The organism is Sphingobacterium sp. CZ-UAM, assembly GCF_002000245.1.
Lineage (GTDB): Bacteria > Bacteroidota > Bacteroidia > Sphingobacteriales > Sphingobacteriaceae > Sphingobacterium.
Genome location: NZ_MTCM01000006.1, coordinates 227,105 through 246,963 on the forward strand (window position 1 = coordinate 227,105; position 19,859 = coordinate 246,963).

The 19,859-nt window shown below is 39.2% G+C and carries 17 protein-coding genes; 7 read left to right on the forward strand and 10 right to left on the reverse strand.

Annotated features, from left to right (window positions below):
- The first annotated feature begins 12 nt into the window (after nt 1-12).
- Nucleotides 13-1,005, forward strand: coding sequence for a UDP-glucuronic acid decarboxylase family protein (locus BWD42_RS20315; protein ID WP_077438229.1), 993 nt, complete (start codon nt 13-15; stop codon nt 1,003-1,005).
- The gene (gene galE / locus BWD42_RS20320) at nt 1,005-2,036 is read left to right on the forward strand and encodes a UDP-glucose 4-epimerase GalE (RefSeq protein ID WP_077438230.1); all 1,032 of its coding nucleotides are present in this window, start codon (nt 1,005-1,007) and stop codon (nt 2,034-2,036) included. Before BWD42_RS20315 ends, galE begins: the two co-directional genes overlap by 1 nt.
- Before the next feature lie 662 nt (nt 2,037-2,698).
- On the opposite strand, the gene BWD42_RS20325 is transcribed toward galE, so the two are convergent.
- From BWD42_RS20325 to BWD42_RS20360, 8 genes are all read right to left on the reverse strand, one after another.
- On the reverse strand, nt 2,699-4,441 hold the full coding sequence (locus tag BWD42_RS20325) for a tetratricopeptide repeat protein (RefSeq protein WP_077438231.1): 1,743 nt from the start codon (nt 4,439-4,441) through the stop codon (nt 2,699-2,701).
- A 217-nt stretch (nt 4,442-4,658) separates the two neighbouring features.
- Nucleotides 4,659-5,231 carry a 5-formyltetrahydrofolate cyclo-ligase gene (locus tag BWD42_RS20330; protein ID WP_077438232.1) on the reverse strand — a complete coding sequence of 191 codons (573 nt, stop codon included), beginning with the start codon at nt 5,229-5,231 and terminating at the stop codon, nt 4,659-4,661.
- Between the two features lie 163 nt (nt 5,232-5,394).
- Nucleotides 5,395-5,955, reverse strand: a complete 561-nt coding sequence (gene efp / locus BWD42_RS20335) for an elongation factor P (RefSeq protein ID WP_077438233.1) — start codon at nt 5,953-5,955, stop codon at nt 5,395-5,397.
- An 84-nt stretch (nt 5,956-6,039) separates the two neighbouring features.
- Complete coding sequence (locus BWD42_RS20340) at nt 6,040-6,663, reverse strand: ATP-binding cassette domain-containing protein (protein WP_077438234.1); 624 nt, start codon at nt 6,661-6,663, stop codon at nt 6,040-6,042.
- A gap of 23 nt (nt 6,664-6,686) precedes the next feature.
- Nucleotides 6,687-7,475, reverse strand: coding sequence for an acyl-ACP--UDP-N-acetylglucosamine O-acyltransferase (gene lpxA, locus BWD42_RS20345; RefSeq protein WP_075990789.1), 789 nt, complete (start codon nt 7,473-7,475; stop codon nt 6,687-6,689).
- A gap of 10 nt (nt 7,476-7,485) precedes the next feature.
- Nucleotides 7,486-8,886, reverse strand: a complete 1,401-nt coding sequence (locus BWD42_RS20350; protein ID WP_175992111.1) for a bifunctional UDP-3-O-[3-hydroxymyristoyl] N-acetylglucosamine deacetylase/3-hydroxyacyl-ACP dehydratase — start codon at nt 8,884-8,886, stop codon at nt 7,486-7,488.
- A 143-nt stretch (nt 8,887-9,029) separates the two neighbouring features.
- The gene (gene lpxD, locus BWD42_RS20355) at nt 9,030-10,070 is read right to left on the reverse strand and encodes a UDP-3-O-(3-hydroxymyristoyl)glucosamine N-acyltransferase (protein WP_077438236.1); all 1,041 of its coding nucleotides are present in this window, start codon (nt 10,068-10,070) and stop codon (nt 9,030-9,032) included.
- Between the two features lie 33 nt (nt 10,071-10,103).
- Nucleotides 10,104-11,354 carry an HD domain-containing protein gene (locus BWD42_RS20360; RefSeq protein ID WP_077438237.1) on the reverse strand — a complete coding sequence of 417 codons (1,251 nt, stop codon included), beginning with the start codon at nt 11,352-11,354 and terminating at the stop codon, nt 10,104-10,106.
- A gap of 261 nt (nt 11,355-11,615) precedes the next feature.
- On the opposite strand from BWD42_RS20360, the gene BWD42_RS20365 reads away from it, so the two are divergent.
- Genes BWD42_RS20365 through BWD42_RS20375 form a run of 3 tightly spaced genes read left to right on the forward strand, consistent with a single transcriptional unit; the run spans nt 11,616 to nt 14,655 of the window.
- The gene (locus BWD42_RS20365; protein ID WP_077438238.1) at nt 11,616-13,169 is read left to right on the forward strand and encodes a bifunctional response regulator/alkaline phosphatase family protein; all 1,554 of its coding nucleotides are present in this window, start codon (nt 11,616-11,618) and stop codon (nt 13,167-13,169) included.
- A 12-nt stretch (nt 13,170-13,181) separates the two neighbouring features.
- Nucleotides 13,182-13,592, forward strand: coding sequence for a tRNA (adenosine(37)-N6)-threonylcarbamoyltransferase complex ATPase subunit type 1 TsaE (gene tsaE, locus BWD42_RS20370; RefSeq protein ID WP_077438239.1), 411 nt, complete (start codon nt 13,182-13,184; stop codon nt 13,590-13,592).
- Entirely contained in the window at nt 13,561-14,655 is a 1,095-nt protein-coding gene (locus BWD42_RS20375; protein ID WP_254846287.1) for an ABC transporter ATP-binding protein, read from the forward strand. Before tsaE ends, BWD42_RS20375 begins: the two co-directional genes overlap by 32 nt.
- On the opposite strand, the gene BWD42_RS20380 is transcribed toward BWD42_RS20375, so the two are convergent.
- Nucleotides 14,652-15,503 (reverse strand): alpha/beta hydrolase, encoded by an 852-nt coding sequence (locus BWD42_RS20380; protein WP_077438241.1) that lies wholly within the window; start codon nt 15,501-15,503, stop codon nt 14,652-14,654. The two genes, BWD42_RS20375 and BWD42_RS20380, sit on opposite strands and share 4 nt — an antisense overlap.
- A 205-nt stretch (nt 15,504-15,708) precedes the next feature.
- Nucleotides 15,709-16,920, reverse strand: a complete 1,212-nt coding sequence (locus tag BWD42_RS20385; protein WP_077438242.1) for an alanine dehydrogenase — start codon at nt 16,918-16,920, stop codon at nt 15,709-15,711.
- A 221-nt stretch (nt 16,921-17,141) separates the two neighbouring features.
- Between BWD42_RS20385 and BWD42_RS20390 the strand changes: the two genes are divergently transcribed.
- Both BWD42_RS20390 and BWD42_RS20395 read left to right on the forward strand, forming a co-directional pair.
- Nucleotides 17,142-19,067: a polysaccharide biosynthesis protein gene (locus BWD42_RS20390; protein ID WP_077438309.1), complete on the forward strand. Its 1,926-nt coding sequence runs from the start codon at nt 17,142-17,144 to the stop codon at nt 19,065-19,067.
- 78 nt (nt 19,068-19,145) lie between these two features.
- A complete protein-coding gene (locus tag BWD42_RS20395; protein ID WP_077438243.1) occupies nt 19,146-19,817 on the forward strand; it encodes a tetratricopeptide repeat protein in 672 nt (223 codons plus the stop codon).
- The last annotated feature ends 42 nt before the right edge of the window (nt 19,818-19,859 follow it).

A 19,859-nucleotide genomic window follows, 5' to 3' on the forward strand; every position in this document is an offset into this window, starting at 1 on the left:
AGGAAGCATTGAGTGGAAAATAAACATCGCAAACGGATTTTGATCACTGGAGCAGCAGGCTTCCTTGGTTCCCACCTTTGCGATCGCTTTATTGCCGAAGACTACGATGTTATCGGGATGGATAACCTGATCACGGGCGACCTACAGAATATCGCACATTTGTTCAAGCTGGAGAATTTCGATTTTTATCATCACGATGTTTCAAAGTTTGTCCATATTCCGGGACATTTGGATTACATTCTCCATTTCGCTTCTCCTGCAAGTCCTGTAGATTATCTTAAAATTCCGATTCAAACCCTCAAAGTTGGCTCACTGGGCACCCACAATCTCCTTGGTCTGGCAAGGGCCAAACAGGCCCGGATCTTAGTCGCATCCACTTCAGAAGTCTATGGCGACCCCTTGGTATCGCCACAATCAGAAGATTATTGGGGCAATGTCAATCCTGTCGGCCCCAGAGGGGTATACGATGAAGCCAAAAGATTTCAGGAGGCCATTACGATGGCCTACCATAATGCCCATGGACTTGATACACGTATTGTCAGAATATTCAATACTTTCGGCTCGAGAATGCGCCTCAATGACGGTCGTGCCATCCCTACTTTTATAGCCCAAGCTATTCGTGGCGAAGACATTACGCTGTTTGGTGATGGCTCACAGACGCGGTCATTCTGTTATATTGATGATCAGATCGAAGGGATCTATAGATTATTGCATTCTGATTGTATACAACCGATAAACATAGGCAACCCCGATGAAATATCGCTCTTACAGCTGGCACAGGAGATTGTCGAACTAACGGGCAGCTCCAGCAAGATCAGCCATAAACCCCTGCCGGTGGACGATCCCAAACAGCGGAAACCGGATATTGGCCTGGCGAAGGCAAAATTAAATTGGCAGCCCAAAATAGATCGAAAATTAGGCTTAGAAAAAACCATCGATTTTTACAGAAAGGTTCCTTTGGAAACCTTATCACATAAAGACTTTACATACTATAATCAAAAATAATGAGCAAAAAAATATTAGTCACAGGCGGAACAGGCTATATTGGTTCTCACACCGTTGTCGAACTACATCAGGCAGGATATACTCCTGTAATCATTGATGATCTTTCCAATTCAAATATCAAGATCTTGGATCAGATCGAGAAGATCATTGGTATTAAACCCGAATTTCATCAATTCGATCTTTGTGATGCCAATAAAGTAAATGAATTTGTAAAAAATAACAGCGGTATATCTGGGATTATTCATTTTGCGGCATCTAAAGCGGTAGGCGAATCCGTTCAAAACCCTTTAAAATACTACCACAATAATTTCTTCTCCCTGATCAACATCCTGGAGTCCTATCGGAACAAACCAATTAATTTTGTATTCTCTTCAAGCTGTACAGTATACGGCGAACCGGATACTCTTCCTGTTAATGAAAGCGCTCCTGTAAAAAAAGCGACTTCACCTTATGGCAATACAAAACAGATTGCTGAAGAGATTCTTGAAGAAACAGCCGCTGCGTACGATAACTATAACATTATCGCCCTACGTTACTTCAATCCAGTAGGTGCGCATGAGTCTGCCCTGATTGGCGAATTGCCGAATGGTGTACCTCAAAACTTACTTCCTTTCATTACGCAAACGGCTATCGGTAAAAGAGAAAAATTAACGGTATTTGGGGACGATTATGATACACCTGATGGTTCTTGTGTACGTGATTATATTCATGTGGTCGATTTAGCAAAAGCCCACGTCGCTGCAATCAAATTATTGGAAAAAGGAAATCCGAATGGCCAATACGACGTATTCAATGTAGGCACCGGCAACGGCTACTCTGTACTTGAAGCCATCAAAGCATTTGAGAAAGCCTCTGGTCAAAAATTGAATTATGAAATTGGCCCCCGTCGGGATGGTGATATCATCAAGGTATATGGGGATGTAACGAAATCGGCCAATCAATTGCACTGGAAAGCTGCACTGGGTATCGATGAGATGATGGCCTCCGCATGGGCATGGGAAAAAAATCTAAAAGAAAATCCGTTGGATTAGATAGAAGCCCATTGAGCTCTACACTTATTATGACCGTCCAGGGAACTGAGACGGTCATATTTTTGGCAGTAGTGAATTGGATTGTCTACATCCTTTCTCTTTTTGCAAAAGCTACACCTTGTTTGTGACGAAACAAATCTAGGTAAAATCGGATTATCTTTGTTAGCATACCTACACAAAGAACCGCGAGGTATTTGATAAATCCATTATCATTGATCCTTCATTAAAGCTAAATAACAATTGCAAGTCTTGCAATTTTCTTCGCCCTTTCTTGTAAACAGCTTATGGACAAGTTCGGCCCAAGTTCGCCCTCCTCCCAACTTGTAAAAAACGTGCAGGCACAGTGCAAGCACTGTAAAAGGTGGACTCAAGGTGGATTCAAAGTACACTCAATCTGCTTGCAGTACAAAGTTGGTAATAACATGGTACGAAGTTGGTAATAACATGGTACGAAGTTGGTCCCCAGCAAAGGGCACTAATGGTCGAACATATCAGGAAAGAAAAAGGTATAACTTAAATTAATTGAGTACGATATTGTCTAAACCAGATGGGCTGCTTGATTCAAAAAAGTAACAGAAATACACTATAAAGAGCTTGATAAAGGAGTAATTATTCTTCAGCGATTCATTGGAGGTTTTATCAAGCTGTTTCGGAATGAATGACTAAACAAGTTCTTTATCCGAAATATATTCCATCAATATACCTGCTTGTGCACCAAGTTTCTTTTTCAGGCGTTGCATTGATTTTTTGATCGCATCGGGGGTAACGCCCAAAACATTGGCGACTTCTCTATTATTTAGTCCCAATTTCATCAGCACGATCACACGCAGATTAGATTCAGTAAGATCTGGAAATTTAGCTTGGATATCTTGCAGTAAATTTGGGAATTCCCTAGTAATCAAAAGCTTAAATTCCTGCCATTTCTCATCGGTGATAAGATGAGACTGCAAAAGTATTTTAAGCTCATCCCGGTCTTTGATACTTGCCGCCCCCCGCTCTTCAAGCATAGACGAAAGGAGATCGATTTGTTCATTATTACGTCTGAGATAGACCATATACTCATCTATTTGGCTCTTGGAACTCATTAGCTCCTTGTCCAATTCGGCTTTGGTGTATTTGAGATTAAGCAACTGATATTCATATTCCCGCATACGCTTCCGTGAGCGGTATCGAAATGCGTTATAAATAAAGAAGAATAGCACCAATACAAACAAGCTCAATATCACCCACAATCTTGTCTCTGCACGCTTTTTCTTGATGAGTGCCTGGGCTAATGATAACTTGTCAGCATATTTCTGCCTGTCAGCCATAAATTTCAACTGGGACAAAACTGGATCACCATCCAGGAAGCGCAATGAATCCTGGAGTTGTTCAATACGCCGACGTGCTTTTAACTCTTGCTTCAGGTCATGATTTTGGATAGCAAGATTCAGCTTATGCTCTTCCAGTTCGAGGATTGTCTTTTTGTCATCGGTTCCTTCCAATAGTTGCTCGGTATCCCTGATCATTTTTTTGACCTCTTGGTTTGCACCCATTGAAATACGCAGCCGAATCCGCATCATTAAAGCAAAAATGGTGTTTTTATTATTCCCCAGGGATTTTGAAATTTCCAGATCTTTTTCTAAAAGTGATAAGGCTTTTTGATAGTCTCCCCTTCCTTCATAGACCCGCGCCTGATTGCCCAAAGTCTTTGCATAACGAAGAGAATCTTTCTCAGAAAGCGCCAGATTCTGCGCAATCTCGAAATTTTTCATTGCCTCCACGGTATCCCCACCACTTTTTAAGGTCAATAAGCCAAGGTTGTCCAAGATTTCCGCCTTAAATTTTGGAGAAATACCCTCCTGCTGTCTGCCAAGCTCCAAGTACTTAATTCCAGCGCTGTAATCTCCGAGCGTGCCAAAGAAATAGCCGAGCTTCTTATAAGTATGTGCTAGATCCAACGCCAGATCCTTGGGTATCTCCTCCAATCCTTTTTCGCCCTCTAAGAGTAAAGGAAGGGCCTCTGACGCTTTTAAGCACCTATACAGATAAAAACCGTACATGACCTTCACCCATGCGCTGACATTTTGATAATTATAGTTCTTTTCCAGATCCAGAGCTTTTAGGTAGTATTTGTCACTAAAACTATTTCTTCCGCCTTCACTGTCAAAAGATTGATCCGCTAACAAACAATAATAAATGGCAAGCAACGCATTGTCATTTTTCCGAATAGCCTGATTGAAATAGGGAGTTAGGTATCTGCTCAACGCCGCACTTGAAGCATGGTACTTCTGTGATTCACGGATAATTGTCTCATAAAAATTCTTTTCCTCCATCGAGGAATTAGAATCCATCATATCCATTCCAAAGACAGCACGACCGGAAATTATCGTTATAGAAAAAAGTACAATAAAAAATCTCAGCATACTGTCATCGAGGTCGAATTTCACATTAAAAATAAAAAATAATTTTAATTAAATCAGTATATAATAAAATCAGCAGGAAATAAAATGAGAAATGCCCTTTGCTCATCGTATTATTTCTGACCAACAGGATTATGGGCTTCGAAGAGACAATAAACCATGGAAGGAGTACACTTTAGTTTGCTACATCAACAAAAATCAGCATTAAGCATATAGAATATTAAAAACTATAAATGCGATTGGGTGTAATCGCTTTAGTCAGTCGAACATCGTGTTCATTTCGGTCAGCTATCCGATCGATCGGATTAAAAAAAGATAGTCCTACACGTTGGATTTCTGGCGCACAAAGTGCAAAAAACCGATCGTAAAATCCTTTTCCATAACCGACTCTATGGCCATCAACATCAAACACCAATAAAGGAACTAGGATAAAATCAATGGCCGCTGGCAGTACTGCTGTCCCTGAAACAGGTTCTGGAATACCCCATTCATTTGTTTCAAACACAGTTCGCTCATCAAGGATATAATGTTGCATGGAATAGTCGGCAAAATTCGATCGTGAGACAACGAGAACAACCTTCGGAAAAAATTCCTTCACATAGTTAATGATGGAATAGGTATCTGGTTCATGATATTTTTCAATTGGAAGAAAAACATGCATAAATTTAACTGCCGCTAGATCTATCATCTGAAATTGGAGCAGTAAATCGCGATTGAGACGCTCCTCTTCTTCCCTAGAAAGCTGGCATCTTTTTAACTTAAATTCCTGTCTTAATTCCTTTTTAGATTTCATGCTTAAAGATATATCTTTATAACATCATTTCGCGGGATAACAATGGACAAAATAGATTTCTTTCGTATTGGCAATAGTTGACAAAAGGACAAACAGTAAAAAAAACGGCCTTGTAGCGAGCGCTATCAAGACCGAATAATCAACCTAAACCTAAAATCTTATATTACTTTACGCGTTCGATATAATTACCTGTTTGCGTATCGACTCTTACTTTCTCTCCTTGGTTAATGAATAGAGGAACCATAATCTCTACTCCCGTTTCTACAGTAGCTTTTTTCAATGCATTCGTAGATGTATCTCCCTTTACAGCAGGTTCTGTATACGTAATTTCCAATTCAACACTTTTAGGTGCCTCTGCCATAATAGGCTCATCACTTTCAAATGCAATAATCACAGTCATTCCTTCTTTTAAGAAACGCGCTGAATCACCAAATAAAAATTTAGGAATATTAAATTGCTCGTACGTATTATTATCCATTACGACGAAAAACTCGCCATCTTCGTATAAGTATTGGTAATCATTCGTTTCAACACGTGCAATCTCCACACTCTCGTCCACTCTAAAACGATATTCTACTAATTTACCAGTCTTCACATTACGCATTCTTGCTTGATAAAAAGCGCGCAAATTACCTGGCGTACGGTGTATATATTCTTCTACGGAGACCAACTCCCCATTAAATCTTAAAATATTTCCTGATTTTACCTCTGATGCCTTAGCCATTCTTTGAATTGAACTTTAAACGGTTATCTCATTATTGAGTCGTCAAAAATACAAAAACTAATTGTTTTATTAAAATTTCATTCGCTACTTTTTGAAGTCGATAATAGAAATCTTTTCGTCACAGAATTCGTATTCTTTTTTTTGATTTGAACAGATAATAAGCATTCTAAAATCCCGCTTGGTACGGTCTATTAAATCCAGATACCATTCCTCTCCTGCTATATCTAGATTACTTGTTGGCTCATCCAATAATACCAGGTCTGTATTCGAGCAGCAGGCCAAAACTAATTTAACCCGTTGACGCATACCCGATGAAAAATATTTTATTTCTTTATCTAAGGCATTTTCCAACCCCAACAGATTCAAAACACTTTCTTTATCGAATCCTTGGAGATAAGGTTTAAACTGAAAGTGAAAATCGAATAGCTCACGCAAGGTAAACTCTTCGATCAATTCGACATAGGGTGCGGCGATAGATAGCTGCTTGTAAATCTGATCGATACCGATGATGCGCTCTCCATCTGTATAAATCAATTCGCCTTCGGAAGATGACAGACTGCCGGAAAGCACCTTTAATAAGGTCGATTTTCCGGAACCATTCTGTCCGAGGACAGCATAGCTCTTACCGGATTCAAAACGATAATTAATATGTCTGAAAATCCATTCGCGGTTATATCTTCGACCTATATCCTTTAACGTTATTTCCAAAGCTATGCGGTTGGGTAATGCGATTACATCGCTCTATTGTTGAATCCTTTCATGATACCTCTACCCGAATTGCGGATGAAATCCAAAATTTCATCACGGATTTCAGTAGCCTGATATTCAGCTTCAATAATTTCTATTGCTTTCGCTAAATTGCGGTTTTGAACAAATAGAATGCGGTAAAGGTTTTGAATTTCGGCGATCTGCTCTTCTGAAAACCCTCTTCTACGCAATCCTACGGAGTTAATTCCGGCATATGAAATTGGCTCACGGGCTGCTTTTACAAACGGTGGAATATCTTTACGCACCAAAGAACCTCCTGTGACAAATGCATGCGAACCAATTTTCACAAATTGATGTACTGCTACCATTCCTGCTAAAACAACATAATCTCCGACGGTGATATGTCCGGCAAGGGTACTGTTATTTGAAAAAACACAATTATCACCCACTTCACAGTCATGTGCAACGTGGCTGTAGGCCTGAATCAAACAATTCTTTCCAATGACAGTTTTATAACGATCCTTCGTTCCTCGATTAATTGTCACACATTCACGGATCGTTGTATTATCACCAATTTCTGCTGTTGTAATCTCACCATCAAATTTTAAGTCTTGAGGTTCACCAGAAATTACGGCACCGGGATATATCTTACAGTTCTTTCCAATTCGAGCTCCATCCATAATGGTCACATTTGAGCCAATCCAAGTCCCCTCTCCAATGACAACGTCTTTGTAAATGGTTACAAATGGTTCAATGACCACATTTTTAGCAATCTTTGCTTCTGGATGAATATAAGCTAATGGCTGTATCATCTATACTTCTTTAGTTGTTATTTACTCTTACGATCTGTGCCATAAGTTCAGCCTCACAGACAATTTTCTCTCCCACCATGGCCACACCTTTCATTTTAGCGATGCCCCTCCGGATCGGTTCCATCAGATCACATCTAAAAATAACAGAGTCTCCTGGGGTTACTTGTGCTTTAAAGCGTGCATTCTCGATTTTGAGAAATAAGGTTAACCAGTTTTCAGGATCTGGAACAGTCTTTAAGACCAAGATACCACCAGTCTGCGCCATCGCTTCTACTTGTAATACGCCCGGGAATAGTGGTGCTCCGGGGAAATGTCCCATAAACAAATCTTCATTCATGGTCACATTCTTTAACCCTACCACATGGGTTTCCGTTAGTTCTAAAATTTTATCGACCATGAGCATTGGTTGACGATGCGGAAGAATTTTCATGATTTCCACCGTATCATACAATGCGGGCATATTAGGATCGTAAACCTTTATCTTTTTGCGTGTTTTATCTTTTTTAATCTGCTCTTTGATTTTCTTTGCAAAGGCAACATTCGCAGCATGTCCAGGACGAGCGGCCATAATATGACCTTTCAAAGGCCTGCCCACTAGCGCCAGATCACCAACCATATCCAACAGCTTATGTCTCGCTGGTTCGTTCTGATGACGCAATTGATTATTATTCAGAATACCTTCTTTTGCTACAGCAACAGTTTCTTTATGGAAAAGATGAGCCAGTTTTTGCAACTCCTCCGGAGAAGTTTCTTTATCTACAATGACAATCGCATTGCTTAGATCTCCCCCTTTAATCAACCCGTGATCGACCAGCATCTCCAGTTCATGTAGGAAACAAAAGGTACGTGAAGATGCGATTTCAGCTTTAAAATCTTCTATTGACGTAATCGCAGCATGTTGACTGCCCAAAACAGGTGAATTGAAATCAATCATACAAGTCAGACGATAACCATCCATCGGCATACCCAAGATCTCGACTTTACGATCAGGCTCTGCATAATGAATATTATTGGAGATTTCATAGTAATCTCTATCTGCTTCCTGTTCTTCAAACCCTGCTTCTTCCAACAGTTTCACGAAAATTGCCGAACTACCATCCAATATCGGAATTTCAGGACCATCAATATCAATCAGGACATTGTCGATTTGTAAACCAATTAATGATGCCATTAAATGCTCTATTGTACTAACACTTGCTCCATTTTGAGAAATCGTGGTTCCCCTGGAAGTGTCTGTGACATTATCTGCATCAACCAATATCTCTGGCTGACCGTCTAAATCTACACGTCTGAACTTAAACCAGTGATTTTCCGGAGCTGGTTTGATTGTCATCGATACGATTTTTCCTGTATGAAGACCTACCCCCGAAATTTCAACCTCGTTTTTGATGGTTCTCTGTTTCACATTCATTTCTAATAACATATTTTTAAATCAAAACTTCTTTTGACAAAACCATCATGAGATTATAATATTATATCGAAATAGCAGCAAGCTAAGACTGCTCATGATAGCTTCATTACAATTAAATAACAGTTTATTTCAATGAAAAAAGATTATTTTAACTTCGATTCTATTAATTTCTCCAGCTCCTGGATACGTTTCTCCAACTCAGGTAAGCGCGCAAATATCACGTTTGATCGTAACTGCGGCTGATAAGGCATTACTGGTGTTCCGCCCCATTTTTTCCCTTCGTCTTTTATTGATCTGTTAACGCCTGATTGAGCCTGTATCTGAGAGCCTTTAGCCACAACGATATGGCCTACAACACCAACCTGTCCACCCAATACCACACGCTCTCCAATTTTTGAACTTCCAGAAATACCTGTTTGCGCAGCTATTACAGTATTTTTACCGATATCAACATTATGTGCAATTTGAATCAAATTGTCCAATTTGACACCCTCACGCACAATAGTTGCTCCCATTGTAGCTCTATCGATCACCGTATTTGCGCCGATCTCAACATTATCCTCGATCTGCACATAGCCTATCTGTGGAACTTTCTTATAAGAACCATCTTCCTGCGGAGCAAAACCAAAACCATCCGAACCAATCACTACACCTGAATGCACAACAACATTCTTCCCTACCTTACAGTCATGATAAATCTTAACGCCGGGGTAAAGCGTCGTATTGTCATCAATTGTGACCTTATCGCCAATAAAAACCTGGGGATAAATCTTAACATGATCTCCGATCTTAGCACCCTTACCGATATACGCAAAAGCTCCAATGTAGCCCCCGGCTCCTATTGTCGCCTCAGGATGTATAAAACAAGGTTCTTCGCGTCCACTTTTGTCAAGACGAAACTCATTATACATATTCAATATGGTAGAAAAAGCTGCATAGGCGTTCTTAACACGAATAATCGTCAGTGTGGGTTTGGTTGCTTGCATCAATTGCAAATCTTCATTTACAATGACTATCGAAGCATCAGTCGTATAAATAAAATGCTCATATTTTGGATTTGACAAAAAAGAAAGATCGCCTTTTTTACCTTCCTCAATTTTGGCAAGGTTACCTACAGTAACTTCTGGATTCCCTTCAATCCTTCCTTCTAATAATGTCCCTATTTGTTGAGCAGTAAATTGCATGGTACAAATCTATGTTTTTTTATTAAAAAATAACTATCCCATGGAAGGAATTGCAATATATCCGACCTCTTTTGGATAACATAATGCATATTTGGACACGTTTTTTGACAATGCTTCTAAATTTCCAAGATCCGACGCCTCAGTAATATCAACCAGTTCGCCCGACTTCAATAATATCTTGATTTGGTCATTGGAAGGGTCATATGCACGATTATGAATTTCCTGCGTAAACACATAATAATGAATATCCTCTTCCTTCACACCCAGAAACTGTCTCACGCTGTTTTTTACCTGTTCAATATAATCCGGAGAAAAGGGTTTGTTGCTCATGATTGAACGGTACAAGTCCCTTTTCATGATCCGCTGACACATTTTACTTAAAATTTTGTCTTCGTGCAGTTCCCATGTTTTTATCGCTGACATAATATCTGTATCATCTAAACGAGTAAACCAGTCCAAATGCAACGGGTCTGCCATAAAATTTGTACGATCAATCTCTTGGCTCAAAAACCAGTGGAATGCTGGAGTAGAAAAGAGTTGTACCCCAGATGCTGTTAAATATTTGGCTCTTTGTAAAATTTTAATCAATAATTGTTCTGCTCCTATTACCGTTTTGTGTAAATAAACCTGCCAATACATCAGTCTGCGCGCGATAAGAAATTTTTCCACCGAATAAAGCCCTTTGTATTCAACGACAATCTCGTCATTCACCACATTCAACATCTTTATAATGCGGTCAAATGAAATCACCCCTTCAGAAACGCCAGTAAAAAAACTATCTCTATTCAGATAGTCCATACGGTCTACATCCAATTGACTGGAGACAAGCTGATGGAGAAATTTTCGTGCATATTTATTATTAAATATATCAATCGCCAGGCTTAGTCTCCCGTCCAGATCCTGATTCATGCGATCCATCAGTAATGAAGACAGCAATTCATGCGAAACACCTGCAATTAAACTATGTTCCAATGAATGCGAGAACGGGCCATGCCCGATATCGTGCAGTAAAATCGCGGCTAAGACAGCTTCTTCTTCTTGTTCAGAAATCTCGATCCCTTTACTCCGAAGGGTTTCTAGGGCCATCGACATCAGATGCATTGCTCCGATAGCATGCTGGAACCGTGTATGTAAAGCTCCCGGATACACCAAATGTGTCATACTCACCTGCTTGACATAACGAAGTCGCTGAAAATAGGGATGCTGTACAAGGTCAAAGACCAAACCTGTAGGAATGGCAACAAACCCGTATACAGGATCATTAATGATTTTATTTTTGTTCAATGCGGCGATAAATTAATGCTACTTTTCAACATATTAAATAGAAAACCCAGTTATGTAACACACAAACTTATGGTTATCACTAATATAAACTTAAAACAAAGATAGTTAGTTCATCGTTAAGAAATGTTAAAAATAAATCTAAAGCACGATATTTGCTTATAATAGTACGATATTGAAATCCATTCAATAAACGAGGTATTTTTCTTTTGTTACGATTTGAGTAACATATCAACCTCTCTTATAGTAGACATATATAACAAGATGCAAAAAACACATATTCTCTGGGCTGATGACGAAATTGACTTTCTAAAACCTCATATTTTATTTTTAGAAAGTAAGGGGTATAAAGTTGATACGGTCAACAATGGAAACGATGCGGTTGAGGCCTTTAAAAATGGTTTTTTTCACTTAATATTTCTAGATGAAAACATGCCGGGATTAACCGGGCTCGAAACACTCGCGATCATCAAATCCATCAACCCCACAGTTCCGATTGTACTCGTCACCAAAAATGAAGAAGAGCACGTCATGGAAGATGCGATCGGTTCTAAAATAGATGACTATCTCATCAAACCGGTAAATCCGAAACAGATTTTGATGACCATAAAAAAACTCACTGAAAACAAACGCATTGTCAATGAGAAAACTTCCATGGCCTATCAACAAGATTTCCGCAACCTGGGCATGATATTAAATGACAACCTGGATTTCAGCCAATGGTCAGAAGTATACAAAAAACTTGTTTACTGGGAATTATCTCTTGAGAAGCTCGAAGACAACAACATGCATGAAATCCTGACGATGCAAAAGTCCGAGGCAAATATGCAGTTTTCAAAGTTTATCGAAAACAATTATATCAACTGGATCAGTAGACCTGAAAATGCACCTATTTTATCCCACCAGTTGTTTAAAAAGAAAGTATTTCCAGTACTTGAGGAAGAAATATCCACCTTTTTCGTCTTGATAGACAATTTACGTTATGATCAGTGGAAAATCATCAACGAAGTAATTACAGATTACTTCAGACTGGAGGAGGAAATCAATTATTTCAGTATTCTGCCTACAGCGACGCAATATGCAAGAAATGCCATCTTCAGTGGCTTAACCCCGCTGGAAATGGAAAAACGTTTTCCGAAGTTATGGCAAAATGATGAAGATGAAGGTGGCAAGAATTTATATGAAGATAAATTCCTTGATGATCAGATCAAAAGGTTGTACCGCAAACCAATAAAACATTCCTACACGAAAGTTTTAACACTTGAACAAGGGAGGGATGTTTTGGACAATCTTGGCAATATGATGCACAATCAGCTCAATGTCCTGGTCTACAACTTTGTGGATATGCTGTCTCATGCCCGGACAGATAGCTCCATGATCCGCGAATTGGCCAATGATGAAGCAGCATATCGATCGCTTACCTTATCATGGTTTGAACATTCACCCCTCCTAGAGGCGCTCAAATGGCTTTCACAGAAAAAGGTACGGGTTATTATCACCACAGACCATGGAACGATTCGTGTAAAAAAGCCAAGCAAAATCGTTGGCGATAGAAATACAAACACTAATCTCCGCTATAAACAAGGAAAAAATCTAAACTACATTGAAAAAGATGTGTTTACGATCAGGAACCCGCACGAGGCACAGTTACCCAAGCTGCATGTCAGCTCCACCTATGTATTTGCCAAAGAGGATTCTTACTTTGTTTATCCAAACAACTACAATCAATTTGTCAATTACTTCAATGGGACATTCCAACATGGCGGAATATCCTTGGAAGAAATGATCATCCCCTTTGCGACATACTCGCCGAAATAGTAATTTTGCAGCATGGAAATTATCGTAAATACAACAGCTGATCTTTCTGCTGCGGCACAAACTCTTTTAAATAGTTTTCCAACGGATCGAATTTTTCTATTATATGGCCCAATGGGGGCAGGAAAAACGACCTTTACAAAATATTTATGTGAACAGCTGGGCGTAAAAGACAGTACTTCAAGTCCCACCTTCTCCATTGTCAATGAGTATGACTCTGACAATGGGCCAATCTATCATTTTGATTTTTATCGGATCAAAGATGAACAGGAGGCCTTTGATTTTGGCTATGAGGAGTATTTCTATTCAGGCGCGTACTGTTTTATTGAATGGCCTGAGAAAATACCAAATTTACTACCAGAAGAAGCAAAAGAAATACAGATCAGCATCTTAGATGCGGCAACACGTAAAATTTCTATCCGTTAAACTATCTTTCATCCCCATTATGGCTCATCCGTCCTCTTGTCAATATATCCCTTCCGATACCCACGTACCGGGATTAGCAGCAATTCATGCCGAAAATCTAAGTTTTTCATTCCATGAAAACAATATGCAGTTTGCTGTTGAAAATGCGTCTTTTGCTATCGAAGGTGGGAGAATAACAGCTATTATTGGAGAGTCAGGAAGCGGAAAGAGTACATTACTTAGATTAATTTATGGTCTGTTGGAACCGACAAACGGTGTCGTCCGGTATAAAGGCTGGCAAGTGCCTACCCGCAAAGACAAGCTCATACCGGGACATGATGCCATGAAACTGGTGTCGCAGGGGTTTGACGATCTAAACACCTATGCGAATGTATGGGATAACGTTGCTTCACAGCTACCTAATACGGATATCAAGCGGAAACAGGATAAAACCGCTGAAATTTTACAACGCCTGCGCATAGATCATCTGGCAAAGAAAAGAGTTGCTGACATCAGTGGCGGAGAAAAACAACGTGTTGCCATCTGCCGCGCATTGATCAATGAACCGGAAGTATTGCTGATGGATGAACCATTTAATCAAGTTGACGCATCCTTTCGAGACACGTTGCAGCAAGACATCAAAGATATCGTTAAGGAAACAGGTCTTACGATCATCCTCGTTTCACATGACCCCACAGAGGTACTCGCGCTGGCGGACAACCTTATTGTCATGAAATCGGGAAAAATATTAGATCAGAATAATCCTCACCTATTGTATAGTCAGCCATCACATCCTTATACGGCACAATTATTGGCAAAAAGCAATATCCTCAGCCCCGAAAAAGCTCAAAATTTAGGTATCCAAAGCGATAAGTCCATTGCCATTCATCAAGAATGGATTTCTATTTCGCCCACAGAAGCGTCGTCTTTCTTTGTCAAAGACATTAAATTCAGAGGTTTCTATTACGAACTTGTAATTTCCAATACTATCGTTGATCTGCATTGTATCAGCACCTCACAGTTAATCCCAGAGAAAAATCAAGCCGTTGATCTAACAATATCCAATTGGATCGCTTTCGATTAATGTAAGTCCGACAACCAGGATAGAAATGCATCAAACCATTTTTTTTCCGAGGTTTTATTAATTAATCCAAAGCCGTGGCCACCTTGATCAAAAACATAAAGCTTATTTGGGACATGGACTTTATCCAATGCAGCCATCATTCTATAGCTGTTTTCGATCGGAACAGCAGTATCATCTTTGGCATGCACAAAGAAAGCAGGACAGACTTCAGGTGAAACCTGTAGATCTGAAGAGAACAATTGAACTAGTCCTTCGGAAGGATTTTCTCCAAGGAGATTGATTTTCGAACCTTTATGCGTCACATCGTTCTGCATCGAAATAACAGGATATATCAATCCTGCAAAGTCTGGTCGCAATGAGATATGAGCTGGATTACTGATGTAAGCATTTTTAAACTTAGTCATCAGTGTTGATGCTAAATGCCCGCCAGCTGAAAAACCAATAACACCAACTTTTTTAAACTTTGGATTTGATTCCCGGATCAGCTGTATTGCACGTTGGGCGTCTTGTAGGGGTCCGATACTTTTATCCCGCATAATATTAGGGGACGGTAATCTATATTGCAAGACATAGGCCGCATATCCATTGCTTACAAGTTCTTTGGCAACCGCATGCCCTTCGTGATCCATTGCAATATGCGCGTATCCTCCTCCGGGAATAACGAGTACGGCGATATTTTTAGCTATATTTTGATCCGGGGTGTAAATAAATAATTGCGGTCTGTTTTTTTCCAGAGAAGCTTGGGCTTTGTCCGTAGCATTTGGAATTGAATCCTGATAAAGATTAATCGCTTCCTGAGCTTTGGCAAGCGAAATTATAGCGCATAAGATCATAAGAATTTTTTTCATCCTTTTAAATTTGGTTTTTCAGTTATGGTTAAGCTATCAGAGTTATTTATCCCACGATGTGATTACTCGTCCATATTTGTGATTCATGAGTTCGTTTACTCATTATTTTTGTAAGACATCCATGAGCTCATTTCGTTCGTTTCACTCTTTTCGAATAATTCAAGATAGTTTCATCTGTATTGTATTTTATGGTATTAGGCTTTCATTATAGCGAGGAAACTACCAATAAGTCCAAATCTTTTGCGGTCATATTAAAGCGGGACGCCATATCGGCATTGGTTAGGTTGCCCTGATAAAGATAAATTGAACTTCTTATCCCGGGGCTTTTCCAAATTGCATTTTTCAATCCACCCAATTCGGCAAAATCCAACAAGATCGAGGTAAAAATATTACTCATGGCATAAGTTGCTGTACGAGCTACCCGCGACGCAATATTAGGGACACAATAATGAATGACATCGAATTTTCGAAAAACGGGCTTATCATGTGAAGTTACTTCCGATGTCTCAAAATTCCCCCCCTGATCAATACTGACATCAATAATAACCGAGTTCGGCTTCATCTTTGACACTGTTTCTTCGGAAATCACACAAGCAGAACGGCCATTGCGTGCGCGCAATGCGCCAATAACAACATCTGAACTGATTACGGCTTTATTGAGAATGATAGGCTGAATGACCGAAGTGAAAACCCTGCTTCCGAGGTTATTTTGCAAACGTCGAAGTTTATAAATTGAATTGTCGAATACTTTTACTTGTGCGCCCAGGGCCAAGGCAGTACGAGCAGCTTGTTCCCCCACTGTTCCTGCTCCGATAATGACAACTTCAGTAGAGGCGACTCCGGTGACACCGCCAAGCATGAGTCCTTTTCCGCCGAAAGCATTACTTAAATATTCTCCGGCGATCAACGTTGCCGTCGCCCCGACAATCTCACTCATTGCCCTCACCACGGCCAAACATCCACCTTCATCGCGTAAGTATTCGTAAGAAATTGCTGTGATCTTCTTATGCATAAGTGCCTTTAATACCTCTACATTCATTAAAGACGGTTGCTGAGAAGATAATAGCACCTGCCTTTCTTTCATCAATTTGACTTCAGATACAGTAGGACTGCCAACTTTAATGATTAAATCTGCCTGGTATATTTCTTCTCTAGACGTCACGATACGGGCCCCTTGCTCACTATAATGGTGATCCAAAAAATTAGCCCCGGCTCCAGCTCCAGTCTCAATTAAGACCTCATGCCCGTTTTCGACCAACAGTGCCACAGCCAATGGTGTTAAACATATACGCTTTTCCTGAAGTGAAGTTTCTTTTGGAATCCCAATAAAAAGACTTTTTCCATTCTTTTTCTTCTCAAAAAGCATCTCTTTTGGAGAAATCATGGCCTGGCTCGCAAGCTTTCCTAACTCATTCATTTTATTAAATTGACTTTAGTTAAAATTACGATAAATAATCAATCTAATCAAACGCAGATAAAATTGCTAGAATCACTGCTCGCTGCCTGCCCTTAACAGCAGGCCATCGATCTTTGGTTAGCCTTCAGCAATCATTGGACAGTATAAAGATTAATGCATATAAGACCATGGGAATGAAACAAAATTATCTACATTTGTCTAAATTAATCAGATATAATACGATGCTAAGTAAAATCAGTATAGTACCCAGGTGGATCATTTTTTTATTGGATATTTTCAGTGTCTCTGTTGCCTATCTCCTTGCAAACATCATTTATTACGATTTTAATTTCGATTTTCTCCTTGATATCGATTTCAGCATAAGGTATATTTTATTTGTAAGCGTTTGTTCCCTATCCTTTTACCTGTTCAAGATGTATACCGGGATCATTCGTTACACAAGTGCAATTGACTCCATCCGGATATTATCCACCATCATATTTAGTGTTTTCATGCTTTTAATCATCAAATTGATTATTCAGGCTAATGAAATTGAACGTAATATCCCTACCGCATTAATTATTTTCTTTGCTCTCTTCTCATTTTTAATATTAACCGTATATCGAACTATCATCAAAATTTTCTTTCTCTATACTAAAAAGGTCAATGGCACCAGAAAGAAAACCCTGATCTATGGCGCCGGTGATCTCGGCATTGCTGTAAAAAGAACATTAGATCACGATCTGAGATCGAAAAATGCGATCATCGGTTTTCTGGACGATAACGACCAGAAGATCAACAAAGTGATTGATGGCACCAAAATTTACTCATCTAAAAAATTTAACCATCTGATCAACACCCTGAATGTTGAAGAGGTCATTATTGCATCACACAATATTCCCTCAGAGCGCAAAAATGAAATTACGGATATTGCTTTGGAAAGGAATGTTAGTATCTTAACCCTTCCTCCTGTCAAAAAGATTATGAATGGGGATCTTAATCCTAATCAGATCCAAAAAATAAAAATTGAAGACCTATTGGAAAGGGATCCAATCAAAATCAATGACGATCATATCCTAAGCCAAACAAAAGGAAAAAGAATTCTTGTTACCGGCGCTGCTGGTTCCATCGGGAGTGAAATTGCCTCTCAGTTAGGAAAATATGAGCCGCAAATGATTATTCTTTGTGATCAGGCAGAATCGCCATTGCACAATTTACAACTGGATTTGCAGGACGAATTTCCAAATCAGGTATACCATACCTATATCGCGGATATCCGAAGTACAGAAAGAATGCGCTTGCTCTTTGAAACATTCAAACCACATTATGTCTATCATGCGGCAGCTTACAAACATGTTCCTATGATGGAAAATCATCCGCTTGAAGCTGTACAAACGAATGTTATGGGCACGAAAAATCTGGCCGATTTAGCTGTGGAATTTCAGGTCGAAAAATTTGTTTTCGTTTCAACAGACAAGGCCGTTAATCCAACAAATATTATGGGGGCAACAAAACGAATCGCGGAGATATATGTACAGTCGTTGAACAATCATTTGGAGAGTTTATCAACTGGAAAAGTCAGTACAAAATTTATTACTACGCGTTTCGGAAATGTTCTTGGCTCAAATGGTTCTGTTATTCCTCGATTTAGAGATCAGATCCAAAAAGGCGGGCCTGTTACAGTAACGCATCCTGAAATTACACGTTATTTTATGACTATACCCGAAGCCTGTCGACTCGTTCTTGAGGCTGGAGCAATGGGGCAAGGCGGAGAGATCTTTGTTTTTGACATGGGCAAATCGGTGAAGATCGTTGAGCTTGCCAAGAAGATGATCCGTCTTTCCGGATTTAAGCCAAATGAAGATATCGAAATAAAGTTTACCGGTTTAAGACCAGGCGAAAAACTCTATGAAGAGTTGCTAAACGACCTCGAGAACACCCTTCCGACACACCATGAGAAAATTATGATCGCCAAAGTGCGCGAAAATAATTATAACATTGTCAGTTTAAAATTAGCGGAATTAAAAGAAAGATTAGCCACTCAAAATAAGAATGAGGTTGTTTACCAGATGAAGCTTATCGTTCCGGAATTTAAAAGCAAAAACTCGATCTACGAACAATTGGATAAAGAAATCGAATTATCAAATGCGTCCGAAAACAAAAGTTAATTCACTTTAAAATTTCCAAAACACTTGCAAATTTGCTCGAAAAGTGTATTTTTGCAATCCATATTTTACTGATTAGTAATGTCTAAAAATACAAATAATACAAATCAAGGTTTAAAACCTTCAAAAGGATCTTTTTTTCAAGATAACCAAAAAAGCGTTGCGTTTATTTTAGGTGGTATCGTTGTATTGATATTGCTTTACTTTGGATACGAGAAATTGTATTTGCAACCGCGGGCAGAAGAAGCATCAAATCGTATGTATAAAGCCGAGCAGCTTGTTACAATTGACTCTTTACAGAATAAAGCGATTACAGGTGATGGATCATTCCTTGGTTTTAAACAAATTGCCGAAGAATATTCAAATACAAAGTCCGCAAATATTGCAAATGCATATTTAGGTGGGCTTTACCTACGTCAAGGAAAATTTGATGATGCTGTAAAAGCATTGGAAAAATATTCACCTACAGGAAGTCAAATCTTAGACCCACTGGTTATCGGTTTAACAGGTGATGCCTATTCAGAGTTAAAAGACTACAAAAAAGCAGCTGATTACTATAAACAAGCATCTGAAAAATCAAGCAACTCATACACAACACCATTATTTCTAAAAAAATTAGGTCTTGTTTATGAAGCACAGAACGACTACAAAAGTGCTGAAACAGCTTACAAAAAGATCAAGACAGATTTTCCGGAAAGCCAAGAGGCTTCTACTATCGATGGTCTATTGGGTAGAGTACAAGCACATTTATAAGAAATCATAAATACACAAAAAAGAGGCTATTTGATAGCCTCT